This is a genomic window from Stenotrophomonas sp. S39 (assembly GCF_016624665.1).
Lineage (GTDB): Bacteria > Pseudomonadota > Gammaproteobacteria > Xanthomonadales > Xanthomonadaceae > Stenotrophomonas.
On the sequence record NZ_JACVTT010000100.1, the window covers coordinates 1 to 16,365 of the forward strand.

The window sequence follows — 16,365 nt, forward strand, 5'->3', positions numbered from 1 at the left end:
TCGGGGTCGGATCAGGTGTCCAACTCCCGGGGGTCACTTCAGGGATGGGTTTACGGCGTGTCCTGCGCAGCCCCCTCTCCCCCTCCAGCCCAGTACCAGACAAGGCGCCCAAAAGACCCCCCGATGAACCGTCCCCACAGGACGACCCACCCCCCGGTCGGGTACGATGCTCGCCCCCCGTTCGGGACGCTGTACGCAATGAGCAAGAACAACGAAAAGGCCGCCCCGCAGGGCGATGTGACCCAGGACCAGGCCGAGGATGCCGTGCGCACCCTGCTGCGCTGGGCCGGCGAGGACCCGTCCCGTGAAGGCCTGCTGGATACCCCCCGCCGCGTCGCCGAAGCCTATGGCGACTGGTTCAGCGGTTACCGCGACGACCCGCGCGCCTACATGGAGCGGACCTTCGAGGAAGTGGCCGGCTACGACGAGCTGATCGTCCTGCGCGACATCGAGTACGAAAGCCACTGCGAGCACCACATGGCGCCGATCATCGGCCGCGTGCATGTCGGCTACCTGCCGGCCGGCAAGGTCGTGGGCATCAGCAAGCTGGCCCGCGTGGTCGAGGCCTACGCCCGCCGCTTCCAGGTGCAGGAAAAGATGACCGCGCAGATCGCCCAGTGCATCCAGGATGTGCTGCAGCCGATCGGCGTCGGCGTGGTCGTCGAAGGCGCCCACGAATGCATGACCACCCGCGGCATCCACAAGCGCGGCGTCAGCATGGTCACCTCCAAGATGCTGGGCAGTTTCCGCGACGACGCGCGTACCCGCGCCGAGTTCCTGCGCTTCATCGAAGTGGGCGGCAGGCGCTGAGCCGCCTGCCCGCACCGCGCCGGCCCCGCGTGGCCGGCACGTCCACGGCTGCCCCCGCGGCGGCCGTGCATGGCTGCCCGCAGCCGCCAGCGTCCATGAATCCTTTCGCTGCATGAAGCACCGCGAACGCATTGCCCGTTACCGCCATCTGCGCGAACAGCCCCAGTGGAAGCTGCTTGCCGCCGACCACGCCCCGGAAATCATCGGCCTGCTGCAGGGCCTGCTGATGGACGGCGAGCGCACGTTGCCGTCTTCGGTGCTGAACGAGCGCCTGCAACGCGCGCTGGACCAGCTGGCCGGCGACGAACTGTCGCGCGAGCTGCCGCGTACCGCCCAGGCCTACATCGCCCACTGGCTGGCCCAGGGCTGGCTGGAACGCCGCCTGCCCGAAGGCGCCGACCAGGAGCAGTACGAACTGTCGACCCCGGCGCTGCAGGCGATCCGCTTCGCCGACAGCCTGGAGCAGGCCCGCGTGGCCGCCACCGAAAGCCGCCTGGCACTGGTCATCGAGCAGCTCTCGGCCCTGGCCGCGCAGACCGAAGCCGATCCCGATGCGCGCCTGTCCGCGCTGCACGACGAGCGCGACCGCATCGATGCCGAGATCGCCCGCGTCGGCGCCGGCCGCGTGGTGGCCCTGGACGGCAAGCGCGCGCTGGAACGCACCCGCCAGATCATCGGCCTGGCCGACGAACTGACCGAGGACTTCCGCCGCGTGCGCGATGACTTCGAGCAGCTCAACCGTGATTTCCGCGAACGCATCATCGACGACGAAGGCGAGCGCGGCGACGTGCTGTCGCAGCTGTTCGAAGGTGTCGATGTCATCGGCGAAAGCGATGCCGGCCGCAGCTTCCAGGCGTTCTGGCGCCTGCTCAATGATGCCGAGCAGAGCGCCCAGCTCGACGCCGCGCTGGAGGCCGTGCTCGCGCGCGGCTTCGCCCGTCGCCTGGACCGCAACGAACGCAACTTCCTGCGCGGCTTCACCAGCACCATGCTGGAACGCGGCGGCCAGGTGCACGACGTGCTGCAGAACTTCGCGCGCAGCCTGCGTGGCTTCGTGCAGAGCCGTGGCTATCTGGAACAGCGCCGCCTCAACCAGCTGCTGAAGCAGGCGCAGTCCGAAGCCCTGGCCCTGCGCGATGATTTTCCCGCCCAGCGCAGCATCGGCCGCGACCTGCAGCTGACCACCAGCCGCCTGCGCTCGTGGTCGCAGTGGAAGCTGCACGACCCGCGCAGCGCCCAGGTCGATGGCAACGTCGAATACAACGATGCGGCCGCCATCAGCCTGGAAAGCGTGGGCGACCTGGTCGCGTCGTCGGAAATCGACTTCCGGACCCTGCGCCGCGACCTGCACGACCTGCTGGACGCACAGCCGCGCCTGAGCATCGCCGAGGCCCTGGCCCAGCGCGAAGCACCGCAGGGCCTGGGCAGCGTCATCGGCTACCTGTCGCTGGGCACGCGTTTCGGCAACGTGGTCGCTGGCGAGCAGGAACTTGCGCAATGGCGCGGAGGCGACGGCCAGGTGCGCCGCGCACGTATTCCGCTGGTTTGGTTCACCCAGGAGAGACGCCATGAGCTGGCATGAAGATCCCATCGAAGCAGCGGCGCCCGACCTGGTCGAAGACGCCTACGAGGCCGAACCGGCACCCGTGGCTGCAGCGCCGCGCCGCGGCAACGACGTCTATTACATGGGCGATACCGGCCGCCTGCCGCTGGATGCGCGCCGCGCGCTGTGCCAGCTGCTGATCGGCCCCAGCATCGACCAGCTGCGCCACGCCAAGCTGTGGCCCGCGCTGATCCGCAGCGAGGCCGCCATCCGCTCGTCGCTGGCCGACCTGTTCCTGGAACTGGTGCTGGACCGTGACAGCGGCGTGGCGTTCACCCGCCAGGCCGACACCGAAGATGTCGATGCCCCGGTGCTGCTGCGTACCTCGCCGCTGACCTTCATCGATTCGGTGCTGCTGCTGTTCCTGCGCCAGCAGCTGGCCGAGGCCGATGCGCGCGGCAACCGCGCCGTCGTCGCCGATGCCGAGATGGCCGAAGCCCTGGCCATCTACGAGAAGAACCTGTCCACCGACCGCGCCGGCTTCAACCGCCGCGTGGCCTCGGCCGTGCAGAAGATGAAGGACAACCACATCCTGACCCGCCTCGGCGGCCAGGAAGACCGCCACGAAGTCTCGCCGGCGCTGAAGCTGATGTTCTCGGCCGAAGACGTGTCCCAGCTCTCGGCGGTGTACCGCCAGCTGCGCGAAACCCCGCCTGCAGAAGCCTGAGAGACCCGAGCACCGCATGGCCATTTCCAAGCACACTCCCGCCCTGTTCAACGACGGCCTGCCGGACCCGCGCCTGCAGCAGTTCCGCATGCGCCGCCTGCAGGTGCACAACTGGGGCACCTTCAACGGCCTGACCGAAGTGCCGATCGCCGAGCGCGGCTTCCTGTTCGTCGGCCGTTCCGGCTCGGGCAAGTCCACCCTGCTCGATGCCATGTCCGCGCTGCTGACCCCGCCGGCCATCGTCGACTTCAACGCCGCCGCGCGCGAAGCCGAGCGCAGTGGCCGCGACCGCAACCTGGTGTCCTACGTGCGCGGTGCCTGGGCCGACCAGCAGGACAGCGGTACCGGCGAAATCGCCACCCAGTACCTGCGCAAGGGCGCCACCTGGACCGCGCTGGTGCTGGAATACCGCGCCGGCGATGGCCGCGTGGTGTGCCTGGTGCGCCTGCTGTGGATCTCCGGCAACGGCACCTCGGCCGGTGACGTGCGCAAGCACTACATGATCGCCGAGCGTCCCTTCGACATCGCCAAGGACCTGGGCGGCTTCGACCTGGACCTGCGCAAGCTGAAGCAGAAGCTGGCCGACATCCATCACTTCGACACCTTCTCCGGCTACGCCGAGCGCTTCCGCCACTTGCTGGGCATCGACAACGAAATGGCGCTGCGCCTGCTGCACAAGACGCAGTCGGCAAAGAACCTGGGCGACCTCAACGTCTTCCTGCGCGATTTCATGCTGGACACGCCGCGCACCTTCGATGCCGCCGAGCGCCTGGTCAGCGATTTCGCCGAACTCGACGGCGCGCACCAGGCGGTGGTCACCGCCCGCCGCCAGGTCGAAACCCTGCTGCCGGCGCGCGCGCACTACACCGAACTGAAGCACATGCATCGCCAGCGCGGCGATGACGAGACCCTCAAGCTGGGCATCGACAGCTTCCGCGAGAGCCGCCGCCAGCTGCTGATCGAAGCGCGCCTGCGCGAGATGGACGTGCGCGACCGTGGCCTGCTGGGCGAAGAAGCCCAGCGCCGTGCGGCGCTGGACAACCACACCGAACGCCTGGCCGAGCTGGAACTGCAGCGCCGCCAGCAGGGTGGCGAGCGCATCGAGGAACTGGAACGCGAGCAGGGCCGCGCCGAAGCCGAGCGCGATCGCCGCCTGGCCAAGCAGGCGCAGGCCCGCGACGCCGCGCGCCACCTGCAGGCTGAACTGCCCGAAGACGCACACGCGTTCGCCGAGCTGGTCGAGCGCGCGCAGAACGAACTGCAGGACCGCCAGCGCGCTTCGGCGGCGCTGGACGATGCGATCAGCGAACGCCTGGGCGGCAAGCGCGATGACGAGCGCCGCTTCGGCGAAGTGCGTGGCGAACTGGAAGCGATGCAGCGCACGCCGTCCAGCATCCCCGCGCCGATGCAGAAGCTGCGCGCGCGCCTGGCCGAAGAAACCGGCATTTCCGAAGCCGCACTGCCCTTCGTCGGCGAGCTGATCCAGGTGCGCAGCGAGGAGCAGAACTGGCAGGGCGCGATCGAGCGCGTGCTGGGCGGCTTCGCGCAGTCGCTGCTGGTGGACGACAAGCACTACAACGAAGTGGCCGACTGGGTGAACCGCACCCACCTCGGCATGCGTTTCACCTACTACCGCGTGCGCCGCAATGATGATGCGTTCGCCCGCGAGCCGTCCGCGCGTTCGCTGCTGCACAAGCTGGAACTGCGCGACCATGCCTTCGAAGGCTGGCTGCGCCGCGAGCTGGGCAAGCGCTTCGACTATGAGTGCGTCGATGCCAAGCAGCTGCGCAACGTCGACCGCGGCATCACCCGCGAAGGCCAGGTCAAGCATCCGGGCGACCGCTTCGAGAAGGATGACCGCAGCGCGGTGAACGACCGCCGCCGCTGGATCCTCGGCTTCAACAACCGCGACAAGCTGGTGGTGTTCGAGCGCGAGGCGCAGGAACTGGCCAAGCGCATCGCCAGCTGCGATACCGATATCGCCAGCCTGCGTGGCCAGCGTGACCGCGACAACGAACGCCGCCTGGCCTGCCATGAGCTGATCGGCATCCAGTGGAACGAGATCGACGCGGCCGCACCGCAGCAGCGCCTGGCCGATATCGAAGCCACCCTGCGCGACCTGCGCGAAGGCAACGCCGACCTGGCCCGCCTGGCCAAGCAGATCGACGCGGTGCGCGCCGATATCGAACAGGCCCGCCGCACCTATGAGGACACCCGCGTCGAGCGCGGCCAGCTGGTGCGCGAACGCGACCGCCTGGACCGCGCCCGCCAGCAGAGCCGCGCCCTGGTGCTGCCGGCGCTGGCCGAAGACCAGGAAGCCGGCCTGGCCGAACGCCTGCAGGAGCAGGGCCCGCTCAGCCTGGAAACGCTGGAAGCGCACATGCGCCAGGTCAGCAACGCGCTGAACGAACAGCTGTCGTCCTCGCAGCAGGACGTCAACCGCGTCGAGAACCTGCTGCTGGGCTGCTTCCGCCGCTTCGTCCAGCAGTGGCCGGAGGAATCGGGCGACTTCACCGTGTCGGTGGCCTCGGCCGAGGATTTCCTCGCCCGCCTCGAACGCCTGGAACGCGACGGCCTGCCGCAGCACGAAGAGCGCTTCTTCGACCTGCTGCAGAACCAGAGCAAGAACAACCTGCTGGCCCTGCAGCGCCACAGCGCCGAGGCCCGCAAGTCGATCGGCCAGCGCCTGGACGAGGTCAACGCCAGCCTGGAACAGGTGCCGTTCAACCGCGGCACCCTGCTGACCATCGAGCTGAGCGACCGTCGCCTGCCGGAAGTGGGCGAGTTCCACCTGCAGCTGCGCGAAGTGCTGTCGCAGCAGCAGACCGAGCAGCGCGAGCTGGCCGAATCGCAATTCACCGTGCTGCGCCAGCTGGTCAACCGCCTCGGCTCGCAGGAAGGCGAGGACAAGCGCTGGCGCGAGCTGGTGCTGGACGTGCGCATGCACGTGGAGTTCATCGGCGTGGAGCTGGATGCGGAAACGCGCCAGCAGGTCGAGATCTACCGCAGTGGCGCCGGCAAGTCCGGTGGCCAGCGGCAGAAGCTGGCCACCACCTGCCTGGCGGCGGCGCTGCGCTACCAGCTCGGCGGTGCCGACAGCCAGCTGCCCAGCTACGCCGCGGTCGTGCTCGACGAAGCCTTCGACAAGGCCGACAACGAGTTCACCGCGCTGGCGATGAACATCTTCGACAACTTCGGCTTCCAGATGGTGGTGGCCACCCCGCTGAAGTCGGTGATGACGCTGGAGCCGTTCATCGGTGGCGCCTGTTTCGTCGAGATCAGCGGCCGCCATGATTCGGGCGTCCTGCTCATCGAGTACGACGAAGAAGGCAAGCGCCTGAAGCTGCCCGAGCGCAGCCGCCAGCAGGCCAGCGAACCGGAAGAAGCCGAGGCCTGAGCGCCTCGGCAGGCCCCCTAGTAGCGCCGGGCCATGCCCGGCGGCACTTCGCCCTCACGCCCCGCGGAACGTATCCCACGCCATCCGCGCGATCAGCACCACCACCAGCCCCACGAACAGCTTGCGGATGAACGGCGTGCCGCCCTTCAGCGCCAGCCGCGTGCCCACCACCGAGCCGATGATGTTGGCCGCCGCCATCGGCAGTGCGAACAGCCACAGGATGTTGCCGGTCGGGATGAAGAACGAGATCGCTGCCACGTTCGTCGCCAGGTTCACCACCTTCGACGCCGCCGAGGCGCGCAGGAAATCCAGGCCGAAGAAGCGCACGAACAGGAAGATCAGGAAACTGCCGGTGCCCGGCCCGAAGAAGCCGTCATAGAAGCCGATGGCCGCACCGATGGCCAGGGCGATCACCAGCTCGCGGCGGCCGATCTCCTGCGGCCGGTGCAGCGCGCCGAAATCCTTCTTCCACAGCGTGTAGCCCAGCATCGCCACCAGCAGCACCAGCACCAGTGGCCGCACCGCGTCCTTGGGCAGCAGGCTGACCGCCGTGGCACCGGCGAAGGAGAAGATGAAGGCCGTACCGGCGGCGAACAGCACCGGTTTCCACGGGAAGCGCACGTTGCGCGCATAGCGCCAGGCAGCCGCGCCGGTGCCGAACATCGAACTGAACTTGTTGGTGCCGAACAGCATCGCCGGCGTCTGCTGCGGCAACACCGTGAACAGGCCCGGCAACTGCACCAGCCCGCCGCCGCCCACCGCCGCATCGACCAGGCCAGCGATGAAGGCGATCACCACCAACCACCACAACTCGGGGGGAACCAGTTCCAGCACGGCAATCAACCAAAGTGGGGGCGCGACAGCATACGCCTATCACCGATGGATGCCGGGGGCGTCCCGCGCGACAATGGCGGCATGACCCGCACCCCTGCCGATCCCTGTCCCTGCGGCCTGCCCGCCGACTACGCCGCCTGCTGCGGCCGCTACCACGCCGGCGAAGCCGCGCCGGATGCCGAACGCCTGATGCGCTCGCGCTACAGCGCCTACGTGCGGCAGTTGTCTGATTACCTGCGCCAGACCTGGCACCCGGAGACGCGCCCGGCCGAACTCTCGCTGGACGAGGCGCCGGGCCAGCGCACCCAGTGGCTGGGCCTGACCGTGAACGAACACAGCATCACCGGCCCGGACAGCGCCGAGGTCCGCTTCACCGCCCGTTACCGCATCGGCGGTGGCAGCGCCGTGCGGATGAACGAGCACAGCCGCTTCCTGCGCATCGACGGCCGCTGGTACTACCTCGACGCGGTTTGAGCCTCAGCCGCCGCGCACGGCCAGCACGCGCTGGCCGCCATGCGCGCAGACCCGGTTGCGGCCTTCTTCCTTGGCCGCATACAGCGCCTGGTCGGCTGCCTTGACCACCCCGGACGGCCGCGCATCCACGCGGCTGTCGGCCAGGCCGATGCTCACCGTCACCTGCACCACCTGGCCCGTGCCGCCACGCCCGCGCTGCTGCTGCCCGGCCGCATCGTCCCGGCTGCGCGTGCTGCGGTCGCGCAGCTGCATGCGGCTGTCCTCGATGTTCTGCCGCAGCGCCTCCACCGCATCCACGCAGGCCGGCGCCGGCCGGTCCAGGAACACCACCGCGAACTCCTCGCCGCCGTAGCGGAACGCGCGGCCGCCATTGCCCACCCGCGCCAGGCGCGACGCCACCAGCTTCAGCACGTCATCGCCGGTGTCGTGGCCGTGGGTGTCGTTGAACTTCTTGAAGTGGTCCACGTCCACCATGGCGATGCTGTAGGTGCCGGCGGCACGCTGCAGGGTCTCGTTGAAGGCGCGCCGCCCGGGCAGCCCGGTCAATTCATCGCGGAACGCCATGTGGAAGGACTCCTGCAGGGTCGCGCCCAGCATCAGCAGCAGCGCTGCCACGCTCAGCGCCGGCAGCAGCGCCGGCTGCAGGAAGATGCGCGGCAGCATCCACCACAGGCACAGCAGCGCCAGCAGCATGGCCGTGTGCAGCGGGCGCGGGCGCTGCCAGGCCTGCCAGCCCAGCGCGGCGGTGGCCAGCAGGAACAGCAGGGCCGGCAGCTGCGCCAGCGCATTCCAGTCACTGGGTATCCAGGCGAAATGCCGGTTCGACAGCAGGTCATGCATGCCCTGTGGCTGCTGCACGGCCAGCAGGATGAAGATGGCCAGCAGGGCGCCGCTGCCGATCCCGCGCAGCAGCAGGTCCTGGCGGCGCCGGCCGCGCTCGGGCCACAGCGCGTGGGCGGCGAACAGCAGCGGCAACCAGCTGGACACGGCATGGAAGCGCAGCGGCGTCAGCGGGCTGATGTAGCCCTGGCGCAGGTAATGGGCCAGGTCGGGGTGCAGTACCGTGAACACGGCCGCCACCAGCAACAGCAGGCACAGCGTGCGCACCTGGTTGTACATCAGCGCCAGCCCCGACCCCAGGCAGGCCAGCAACCACGGCAGCACGCGCTGGCCGGTCCGGCCGACATCTTCGTTACCCAGCGTGGTCCACAGCACCAGCGCGACCAGCAGGGCAGGCAGCACGAACAGGTAATGCGCAGGCTGGCGGAGCGGATGATGGGACAAGCGGTCATTCCAGCGCGGTCACTACACGGCCGCAGCACTGGCGTTAGCGGCGTCGCTGCGGGGTTCTTGAATGGGCACGATGTGAATGCGCCGGCGCCGTGCAATGACATCGCGCTCACCCGCCGCAGCCGAAGCTGGGCCATGGACAGCGCAACCCTCGCCGTCGCTGCCCCGCAGCGTGAACTCGCCAGCCACTTCGCCCATGTGCGCGGACGCAGCCAGCAACTGGCTGCACCGCTCAGCGCCGAAGACGCGATGCTGCAGAGCATGGACGATGCCAGCCCGGCCAAATGGCACCTGGCCCACACCACCTGGTTCTTCGAACGCTTCGTGCTGGCCAGCGTACGCGGCCACCAGCCATGGGATCCCGCTTGGGATTTCCTGTTCAACAGTTACTACAAGAGCCTGGGCCCCGCCCACGCACGGCCACGCCGTGGCCTGCTGTCGCGGCCCTCGCTGCAGCAGGTGCGCGACTATCGCCGGCACGTGGACGAGCAGGTGCTGGCGCGCCTGGCCGACGGCGACCTCGGCGAAGAAGCGCTGCAGCACCTGCAGCTGGGCCTGCAGCACGAACAGCAGCACCAGGAACTGCTGCTGACCGACATCAAGCACGCGCTGTGGTGCAACCCGCTGCAGCCGCCCTATCGCGAAGACCTCGCGGCGGCCGCCAGCGCGACCAGCGCACAGGGCTGGGTTGCACGGGAAGAAAGCATCGTCAGCGTCGGCGCAGCGCGCTGGCCGCAGCACGCGCCCTTCGCCTACGACAACGAATCGCCGCCGCACCGCGTACTTGTTCCCGCACACGCCCTCGCCGAGCGCCCGCTCAGCAACGGCGAGTACCGCGCCTTCGTCGATGCCGGCGGCTACCGCGACCCGCGCTGGTGGCTCAGCGAAGGCTGGGCGCTGTGCGAAGCCGAAGGCTGGCAGCACCCGCTGTACTGGCACGACGACCTGCAGCGCGAGTACACGCTGGGTGGCTGGCGCGATCTCGATCCGCATGCGCCGGTCTGCCACCTCAGCTATTACGAAGCCGATGCCTGTGCGCGCTGGCACGAAGCGCGGCTGCCGACCGAGTTCGAATGGGAAGCCGCCGCCGCCACGCAGCCGCCCAGCGGCCACTTCGCCGACGACGACCAGCTGCATCCGCATGCAGGGCAGGGCAGCGGCCTGCGCCAGCTGTTCGGCGATGTCTGGGAATGGACCTCCAGCGCCTATGGCGCCTATCCCGGTTTCCAGCCGTTCGGCGGCAACCTGGGCGAATACAACGGCAAGTTCATGTGTGGCCAGTGGGTGTTGCGCGGCGGCAGCTGCGCCACCCCGCGCGGCCACGTACGCAGCAGTTACCGCAACTTCTTCAATCCACCGGCCCGCTGGCAGTTCTCCGGCGTGCGCCTGGCGAGGGATCTTCCATGAGTACCGTGCAGGACGCGCTGCAGGCGCTGACCGACCTCACCCCCGGCCGCCAGCAGATCCTGGCCGACGCCGTGGCCGGCCTTTCGCGCGCCGCGCGCCAGCTGCCGTCCAAGTATTTCTACGATGCACGCGGCTCGCGCCTGTTCGAGCAGATCACCCACACCCCCGAGTACTACCCCACGCGCACCGAACTGGCGCTGCTTGACCGGGTGCTGCCGGAGATCGCCCGCGCCGTCGGCGCGCATGCCCACGTGGTCGAACTGGGCAGCGGCAGTGGGCGCAAGACCGCGCGCCTGCTGGCCGCCCTGCAGGACCCGGTGGCCTACACCCCCATCGAGATTTCGCGCGCCGCGCTGCTCTCCAGCATCGATCACCTGGCCCCGGCCCTGCCGCAGGTGGAGATGCTGCCGGTCTGCGCCGATTTCACCCGCCCGGTGCAGGTCCCCACGCCGGAACGCCCGGCGGCGCGGCGCCTGCTGTTCTTCCCCGGCTCCACCCTGGGCAACTTCGCGGGCGACGAAGCGATCGCTCTGCTGCGTGCGATGCGCCAGACCATGGGCGATGACGGCCTGGCGCTGGTCGGCATCGACCTGCACAAGGACCCGGCGCTGATCGAGGCCGCCTACAACGATGCCGACGGCATCACCGCCGCCTTCACCCTCAACCTGCTGGCCCGCCTCAACCGCGAAGTGGGCAGCGATTTCGATCTCGATGGCTTCCGCCACCAGGCCCGCTACAGCACCGCGCGCCTGCGCATCGAAACCGATCTGGTCAGCCAGCGCGAACAGGACGTGCACCTGGACGGGCAGACCTTCCACTTCCAGGCCGGCGAGCCGATCCGGGTCGAGTACAGTCACAAGTACACCGAGGCCAGCTTCAACCACCTGCTGCAGCAGGCCGGCCTGGAAACCGTCGCCCACTGGAACGCGTCCGACCCCGCCTACGGCCTGCGCCTGCTGCGCGCCTCCGCTCCGCATCGGTAGCGTCTGGCCATGCCGGGCGGCTGCCAGGCCGTCCGCCCGCGCTAACATGGCCCCAGCACCGGCAACACGGAGGACGCCATGCCCTTGATGACCACGCTCGGCCTGGCCGCCGCGCTGGCCGCGCCGTCGATGGCGCCAACGACGCCCGCCGCGGATCCGGCGTTCGCCCGCTGCATGACGCAGCTGCAGGCCACGGCCGCCAGGCAGGGCGTGGCCGCCGATCGCTTCACCGCGATCACTGCCGGCCTGCAGCCGGACCCCAGCGTGCTGCCACTGCTGGACGCGCAGCCTGAATTCACCACGCCCATCTGGGATTACCTGGCTGCGCTGGTCGATCGCCCGCGGGTGGATGACGGCCGCGCGATGCTGCAGCAGCACCGCGACCTGCTGCAGCGCGTATCAGTGCAGTACGGCGTCGATCCGGCCACCATCGTCGCCGTATGGGGCGTGGAGAGTGACTACGGCCGCGTGTTCGGCAAGCGCCCGCTGCTGCAGTCGCTGGCCACGCTGTCCTGTGCGGGCCGGCGCCAGCCCTTCTTCCGTGGCGAACTGCTGGCGCTCATCAAGCTGATCGAGCAGGGCGACCTGCAGGCGCAGGGGCTCACCGGTTCCTGGGCCGGCGCCTTCGGCCACACCCAGTTCATGCCCAGCACCTACGCGCGCATCGCCGTCGACGGCGATGGCGACGGCCGCCGTGATCTGGTCGGCAGCATTCCCGATGCACTGGCCTCCACCGCCAACTATCTCAAGCGTGCCGGTTGGCGCAGCGGCGAACCGTGGGGCATGGAAGTGCGTGTTCCCGAGGGTTTCAAGACGGCGCAGGCAGGGCGCACCCAGCGTCGTGCGCTGGCGGACTGGCGCGCACTGGGCATCACCGGCCTGGATGGCAGCGCCCTCGCGCCGCCGGGGCTGCCGGCCGATGCCCGCGCAGCCCTGCTGCTGCCTGCCGGCAGCAAGGGCCCGGCGCTGCTGGTGTTCCGCAACTACGATGCGATCTACAGCTACAACGCGGCCGAAAGCTACGCACTGGCCATCGCCACCCTGGCTGACCGGCTGCGTGGCGGCAATGGGCTGGCCACGGCCTGGCCCACCGATGATCCCGGCCTGGGCCGCGACGAGCGCCGCCAGCTGCAGACCCTGCTGCTGGCCCGCGGCCACGATATCGGCAGCGCCGATGGCATGATCGGCAACGCCAGCCGGCGCGCGATCCATGTCGAGCAGCGTCGCCTGGGCTGGCCCGATGCCGATGGCCGCCCCGGCCAGCGCATCCTGCGCGCGCTGCAGGCCGAGCCGCGCACGCCCGCCACGCCCACCCGTTTCAGCCTTCCCGCCAACTACAGTGCCGCGCAGTCGCCGGCCATACGGAGTCGATCCACCGTGCAACAGATCCAAGGTGTCAGCAGCGGCCAGTTCCAGGGACTCGATGCCTGGCTGGTGGAAACCCCCGAGGCCACCGCCGCCATCAGCGTGTTTGGTGGCCAGCTGCTGTCCTTCGTGCCCAAGGGCCAGCCCGATGTGATGTGGCTTTCGCCCAAGCGTGCCGGGCTGCCGACCCCGATCCGCGGCGGCAGCCCGGTGTGCTGGCCGTACTTCGGCCGCCAGGGCCAGGGCAACGATGTGCCGGCGCATGGTTTCGTCCGCACCCTGCCGTGGGAACTGCAGCAGGCGCGCCGGCTCGACGACGGCAGCATTGAACTGACCCTCGCGCCGCCGGCGCTGCAGGATCTCGGCCTGCGCCTGACGATGACCGTGCGGGTGGGCCGCGAACTGCGCCAGCAGCTGGTCACCGAAAACACCGGTACTGCACCGGCCACCTTCACCCAGGCCCTGCACAACTATTTCCGCGTGGGCGACGCCACCCGCGTCGAGGTGGACGGCGTGGACGGGGTGACCTACCAGGACAAGTACGAGAACTACGCGCAGACCCGCCGCCAGCAGGGGCCGTGGTCGCTGCGCGACCCGCGCGACCCGGGCCGCAGCGACCGCATCTACAGCCCGGCCGGTGGCCGCTACGTGCTGCGCGACCCGGTGCTGAAGCGCCGCATCGAGCTGCATACCGAAGGCAGCCGCGCGCTGGTGGCCTGGAACCCCGGTGCTGAAGCCGCAGCGAAGATGGCCGATGTCGGCGATGGCTGGCGCGACTACGTCTGCCTGGAGGCGGCCAACGCCGGTCCCGATGTGGTCACCGTGGCCCCGGGTGGCCGCCATGTGCTGGTGCAGGTGATCTCGGCATCGCCTCTGTAGCCGGCGCCAGGCCGGCTGCTTTTGACCGCGGGCCTGTCATGGCACCGGGTACTAGTCGCAATCTGCACGGAACGCAGCCCGCCTGAGTCCCCGGATGCCGCCCGGACACCCTCATCCGGCCCGGGAAAGGACCAGGCCATGGGCTTTTCCAAGCCGGATCGACAGCAGTGACGCTATTGGCCTGGACTGGCCTGCAGCACTCGGCAAGCATCCCTCGCACCGTCACGACGGCGGTGCGAGGGTGCCCGGTGCGGCAGGAACAAGGAGAGGCTTCATGGAAGAAGAGCGTTGGCACTACACCGACGGTGACCGCCACCACGGGCCATGCACGCTGGCCGAACTTCGGCAACGGCTGGAACAGCGGACCATCACGCCGGAAACGCTGCTGCAGCGCGAAGGCGGTTCCGGCTGGCGGCCTTTTGCCGAAATCGACATGGCGGCAGACGCGCCGGTCGATCCGGCCGCCCATGATCCCTACCGCGCACCCGCAGCCGCAGGCGGTCCGGAAACGACCGCAGCGAGCGCAGTGGATCACCTCGACGGTGAGATGGCGCCGTATGCCGCGTTCGTGGGCCCGCGCTTCGCCGTATATCGCCAACGCTGGCGGCTGGACTTCGGCGGCGCCAATGCCGTCGGTACGTGGCACGGGCCGGCCTTCCTCTTTGGGGTCATCTGGATCATGTACCGCAGGATGTACGGTATTGCGGCGCCCTGGTTCGGCTTGATGATCACGCTGTTGGTGCTCGAGAAGCTCGCCGGCCTGCCCGAGCTGGTCACCTTGCTCATCTCTGTGGGGCTGTCCATCACAGCGGGCGTCTGCGGCAACGGCTGGTACCTCTCCCACTGCCAGCGGAACATCGCCGAGGTACGCCGCCTGCGAGGCTACGATGAACCACGGCGGCTGCGCGCTCTGGCCGAGCGGGGCGGCACCAGCGTGGGTTCCGCGCTCGCCGCCCTCGGTGTAGCCCTGGCCATGAGCGTACTGGGTGCGCTCATGGCGGCCTGAACCGTCTCAGCCCGATGTGCGTGGCCGCAGTACCAGCAGGCACAGCGAGCCGGCCACCAGGCCCCAGAACGCCGAGCCGATGCCGGCCAGTGATACCCCGGAGGCCGTCACCAGGAAGGTGACCAGCGCGGCCTCGCGGTCGCGCTCCACGGCCAGGGCACTGGCCAGGCTGTTGCCGATGGTGCCGAACAGGGCGATGCCGGCCACGCAGGCGACCAGTTCCTTGGGGAAGGCCGCGAACAGGGCAGCCACGGTCGCCCCGAACAGGCCGATCATGATATAGAAGGCGCCGGCCGCCATCGCTGCGGTGTAGCGGCGCGCGGGGTCCTCATGGGCGTCGCGGCCCATGCAGATCGCCGCGGTGATCGCCGCCAGGTTCAAGGCGTAGGCGCCGAAGGAGGCCAGCAGCGTGTTGACCACGCCGATCCAGCCGATCACCGGCGAAATGGGCGCGCTGTAGCCGGAGGCACGCATCACCGCCACCCCGGGGATGTTCTGCGAGGCCATGGTGACCACGAACAGGGGCAGGGCGATGCCAGCCACCGCCTGCCACGACAGTGACGGTGTGACCCAGTGCGGGGTGGCCAGCTGCAGCTGCAGGTCCTGGGCATGCAGCAGGCCACGGCTGGCGGCGATGATGATGCCCACCAGCAGCGTGGCGATCACCGCATAGCGCGGGAACAGGCGGCGGCCGGCCAGCCAGGTGGCGAACATCGCCAGGGCGAGCACGACCTGGGTGTTCATTGCCACGAACACATCCAGGCCGAAGCGCAGCAGCACGCCCGCCAGCATGCCGGCGGCCAGCGCCATCGGTACCCGCTGCATCAGGCGGGCGAAGATGCCCGAGAAGCCGGCAATCATGCCCAGCACCGCGGCGAGCAGGAACGCGCCGGTGGCTTCGGACAGCGAAGCGCCACCGGCGCCGACCACCAGCATCGCCGCGCCGGGGGTCGACCACGCGGTGACCACCGGCACGCGGTAGCGCAGCGACAGGCCGATACAGGTCACGCCCATGCCCAGGCCGAGCGCCCACATCCATGAAGCGATCTGCGCCTGGTTGGCGCCGACGGCCTGTGCGGCCTGGAACACGATCACCGCCGAACTGGCGAAGCCCACCAACACCGTAATGAAGCCGGCCACGATCGCCGGCACCGAAAGATCGCGCCACCACACCTGTCGAACCTGCGTGCCCATCGCTGTCTCGTCTGTGTGCATCCGTACATACATAGCGCTTGCGGCGTTGACCGCGCAACGCGCGGGCAACGCCGCAGTGATGCCGGCACGCACGCTATGCATGGCGCAGGCGACGTCTTTGTCATCTTCCTGAAAAAAAGTGTTGACGAATCCTGCAGGATCTCTAGAATTCGCTCCCTTGCTGCGGCGTGGCAACTTCCTCGGAAGTGACCCGCCAACAGCGACGCCACACCGGCGAACGAGATGATCGAACGAAGGTGTTGACGGACTCAAAAAGTCCGGCATAATAGGCGGCTCGCAACGACGAAAGGCCTTCGGGTCCAACGACGAAGCAGCATCGGCAACAACGTCCACTCCGGTGAGACGGCCTTGAAAAAAGGTGTTGACGAAGCGGAAAAGCCGGCTATAATGGGCGGCTCGCTACGAAGGAAACTTCGCAGCACACGGGAACGGCGC

Annotated in this window: 12 protein-coding genes; 9 read left to right on the forward strand and 3 right to left on the reverse strand. The window is 69.1% G+C overall.

The genetic code is table 11. The features are described 5' to 3' along the window. Window positions 1–198: 198 nt before the first annotated feature. The 4 genes from folE (at window position 199) to IAE41_RS19140 (ending at window position 6,477) form a co-directional block, all read left to right on the forward strand. Window positions 199–810 (forward strand): GTP cyclohydrolase I FolE, encoded by a 612-nt coding sequence (gene folE, locus IAE41_RS19125; protein ID WP_079224393.1) that lies wholly within the window; start codon window positions 199–201, stop codon window positions 808–810. A 112-nt stretch (window positions 811–922) separates the two neighbouring features. Further along, window positions 923–2,392: a DUF3375 domain-containing protein gene (locus tag IAE41_RS19130; protein ID WP_079224391.1), complete on the forward strand. Its 1,470-nt coding sequence runs from the start codon at window positions 923–925 to the stop codon at window positions 2,390–2,392. Beyond that, window positions 2,379–3,080 carry a DUF4194 domain-containing protein gene (locus IAE41_RS19135; protein ID WP_200734187.1) on the forward strand — a complete coding sequence of 234 codons (702 nt, stop codon included), beginning with the start codon at window positions 2,379–2,381 and terminating at the stop codon, window positions 3,078–3,080. The genes IAE41_RS19130 and IAE41_RS19135 overlap by 14 nt, the downstream gene beginning before the upstream one ends. Window positions 3,081–3,096: 16 nt before the next feature. Beyond that, window positions 3,097–6,477 (forward strand): ATP-binding protein, encoded by a 3,381-nt coding sequence (locus IAE41_RS19140; protein ID WP_200734188.1) that lies wholly within the window; start codon window positions 3,097–3,099, stop codon window positions 6,475–6,477. A 54-nt stretch (window positions 6,478–6,531) separates the two neighbouring features. On the opposite strand, the gene IAE41_RS19145 is transcribed toward IAE41_RS19140, so the two are convergent. Continuing rightward, the gene (locus IAE41_RS19145) at window positions 6,532–7,311 is read right to left on the reverse strand and encodes a TSUP family transporter (protein WP_079224385.1); all 780 of its coding nucleotides are present in this window, start codon (window positions 7,309–7,311) and stop codon (window positions 6,532–6,534) included. 81 nt (window positions 7,312–7,392) lie between these two features. Between IAE41_RS19145 and IAE41_RS19150 the strand changes: the two genes are divergently transcribed. Beyond that, window positions 7,393–7,785, forward strand: a complete 393-nt coding sequence (locus IAE41_RS19150; protein ID WP_200734189.1) for a YchJ family protein — start codon at window positions 7,393–7,395, stop codon at window positions 7,783–7,785. A 3-nt stretch (window positions 7,786–7,788) separates the two neighbouring features. Here the strand turns inward: IAE41_RS19150 and IAE41_RS19155 are convergent, their stop codons facing one another. Then, window positions 7,789–9,069 (reverse strand): GGDEF domain-containing protein, encoded by a 1,281-nt coding sequence (locus IAE41_RS19155; protein ID WP_200734190.1) that lies wholly within the window; start codon window positions 9,067–9,069, stop codon window positions 7,789–7,791. A 141-nt stretch (window positions 9,070–9,210) separates the two neighbouring features. On the opposite strand from IAE41_RS19155, the gene egtB reads away from it, so the two are divergent. From egtB to IAE41_RS19175, 4 genes are all read left to right on the forward strand, one after another. Further along, window positions 9,211–10,482, forward strand: a complete 1,272-nt coding sequence (gene egtB, locus IAE41_RS19160; RefSeq protein ID WP_200734191.1) for an ergothioneine biosynthesis protein EgtB — start codon at window positions 9,211–9,213, stop codon at window positions 10,480–10,482. Beyond that, complete coding sequence (gene egtD, locus IAE41_RS19165; protein WP_200734192.1) at window positions 10,479–11,465, forward strand: L-histidine N(alpha)-methyltransferase; 987 nt, start codon at window positions 10,479–10,481, stop codon at window positions 11,463–11,465. Before egtB ends, egtD begins: the two co-directional genes overlap by 4 nt. 129 nt (window positions 11,466–11,594) lie before the next feature. Beyond that, window positions 11,595–13,709, forward strand: coding sequence for a lytic murein transglycosylase (locus IAE41_RS19170; protein ID WP_234458840.1), 2,115 nt, complete (start codon window positions 11,595–11,597; stop codon window positions 13,707–13,709). 274 nt (window positions 13,710–13,983) lie between these two features. Further along, window positions 13,984–14,715, forward strand: coding sequence for a GYF domain-containing protein (locus tag IAE41_RS19175; protein ID WP_200734194.1), 732 nt, complete (start codon window positions 13,984–13,986; stop codon window positions 14,713–14,715). 6 nt (window positions 14,716–14,721) lie between these two features. On the opposite strand, the gene IAE41_RS19180 is transcribed toward IAE41_RS19175, so the two are convergent. After that, window positions 14,722–15,909, reverse strand: coding sequence for a benzoate/H(+) symporter BenE family transporter (locus IAE41_RS19180; RefSeq protein ID WP_200734195.1), 1,188 nt, complete (start codon window positions 15,907–15,909; stop codon window positions 14,722–14,724). Window positions 15,910–16,365: the final 456 nt, after the last annotated feature.

Coding starts and splice junctions, on each gene's coding strand:
- folE (WP_079224393.1), top strand. CDS start 199: ATGAGCAAGAACAACGAAAAGGCCGCCCCGCAGGGCGATGTGACCCAG.
- IAE41_RS19130 (WP_079224391.1), top strand. CDS start 923: ATGAAGCACCGCGAACGCATTGCCCGTTACCGCCATCTGCGCGAACAG.
- IAE41_RS19135 (WP_200734187.1), top strand. CDS start 2,379: ATGAGCTGGCATGAAGATCCCATCGAAGCAGCGGCGCCCGACCTGGTC.
- IAE41_RS19140 (WP_200734188.1), top strand. CDS start 3,097: ATGGCCATTTCCAAGCACACTCCCGCCCTGTTCAACGACGGCCTGCCG.
- IAE41_RS19150 (WP_200734189.1), top strand. CDS start 7,393: ATGACCCGCACCCCTGCCGATCCCTGTCCCTGCGGCCTGCCCGCCGAC.
- egtB (WP_200734191.1), top strand. CDS start 9,211: ATGGACAGCGCAACCCTCGCCGTCGCTGCCCCGCAGCGTGAACTCGCC.
- egtD (WP_200734192.1), top strand. CDS start 10,479: ATGAGTACCGTGCAGGACGCGCTGCAGGCGCTGACCGACCTCACCCCC.
- IAE41_RS19170 (WP_234458840.1), top strand. CDS start 11,595: ATGGCGCCAACGACGCCCGCCGCGGATCCGGCGTTCGCCCGCTGCATG.
- IAE41_RS19175 (WP_200734194.1), top strand. CDS start 13,984: ATGGAAGAAGAGCGTTGGCACTACACCGACGGTGACCGCCACCACGGG.
- IAE41_RS19180 (WP_200734195.1), bottom strand. CDS start 15,909: ATGGGCACGCAGGTTCGACAGGTGTGGTGGCGCGATCTTTCGGTGCCG.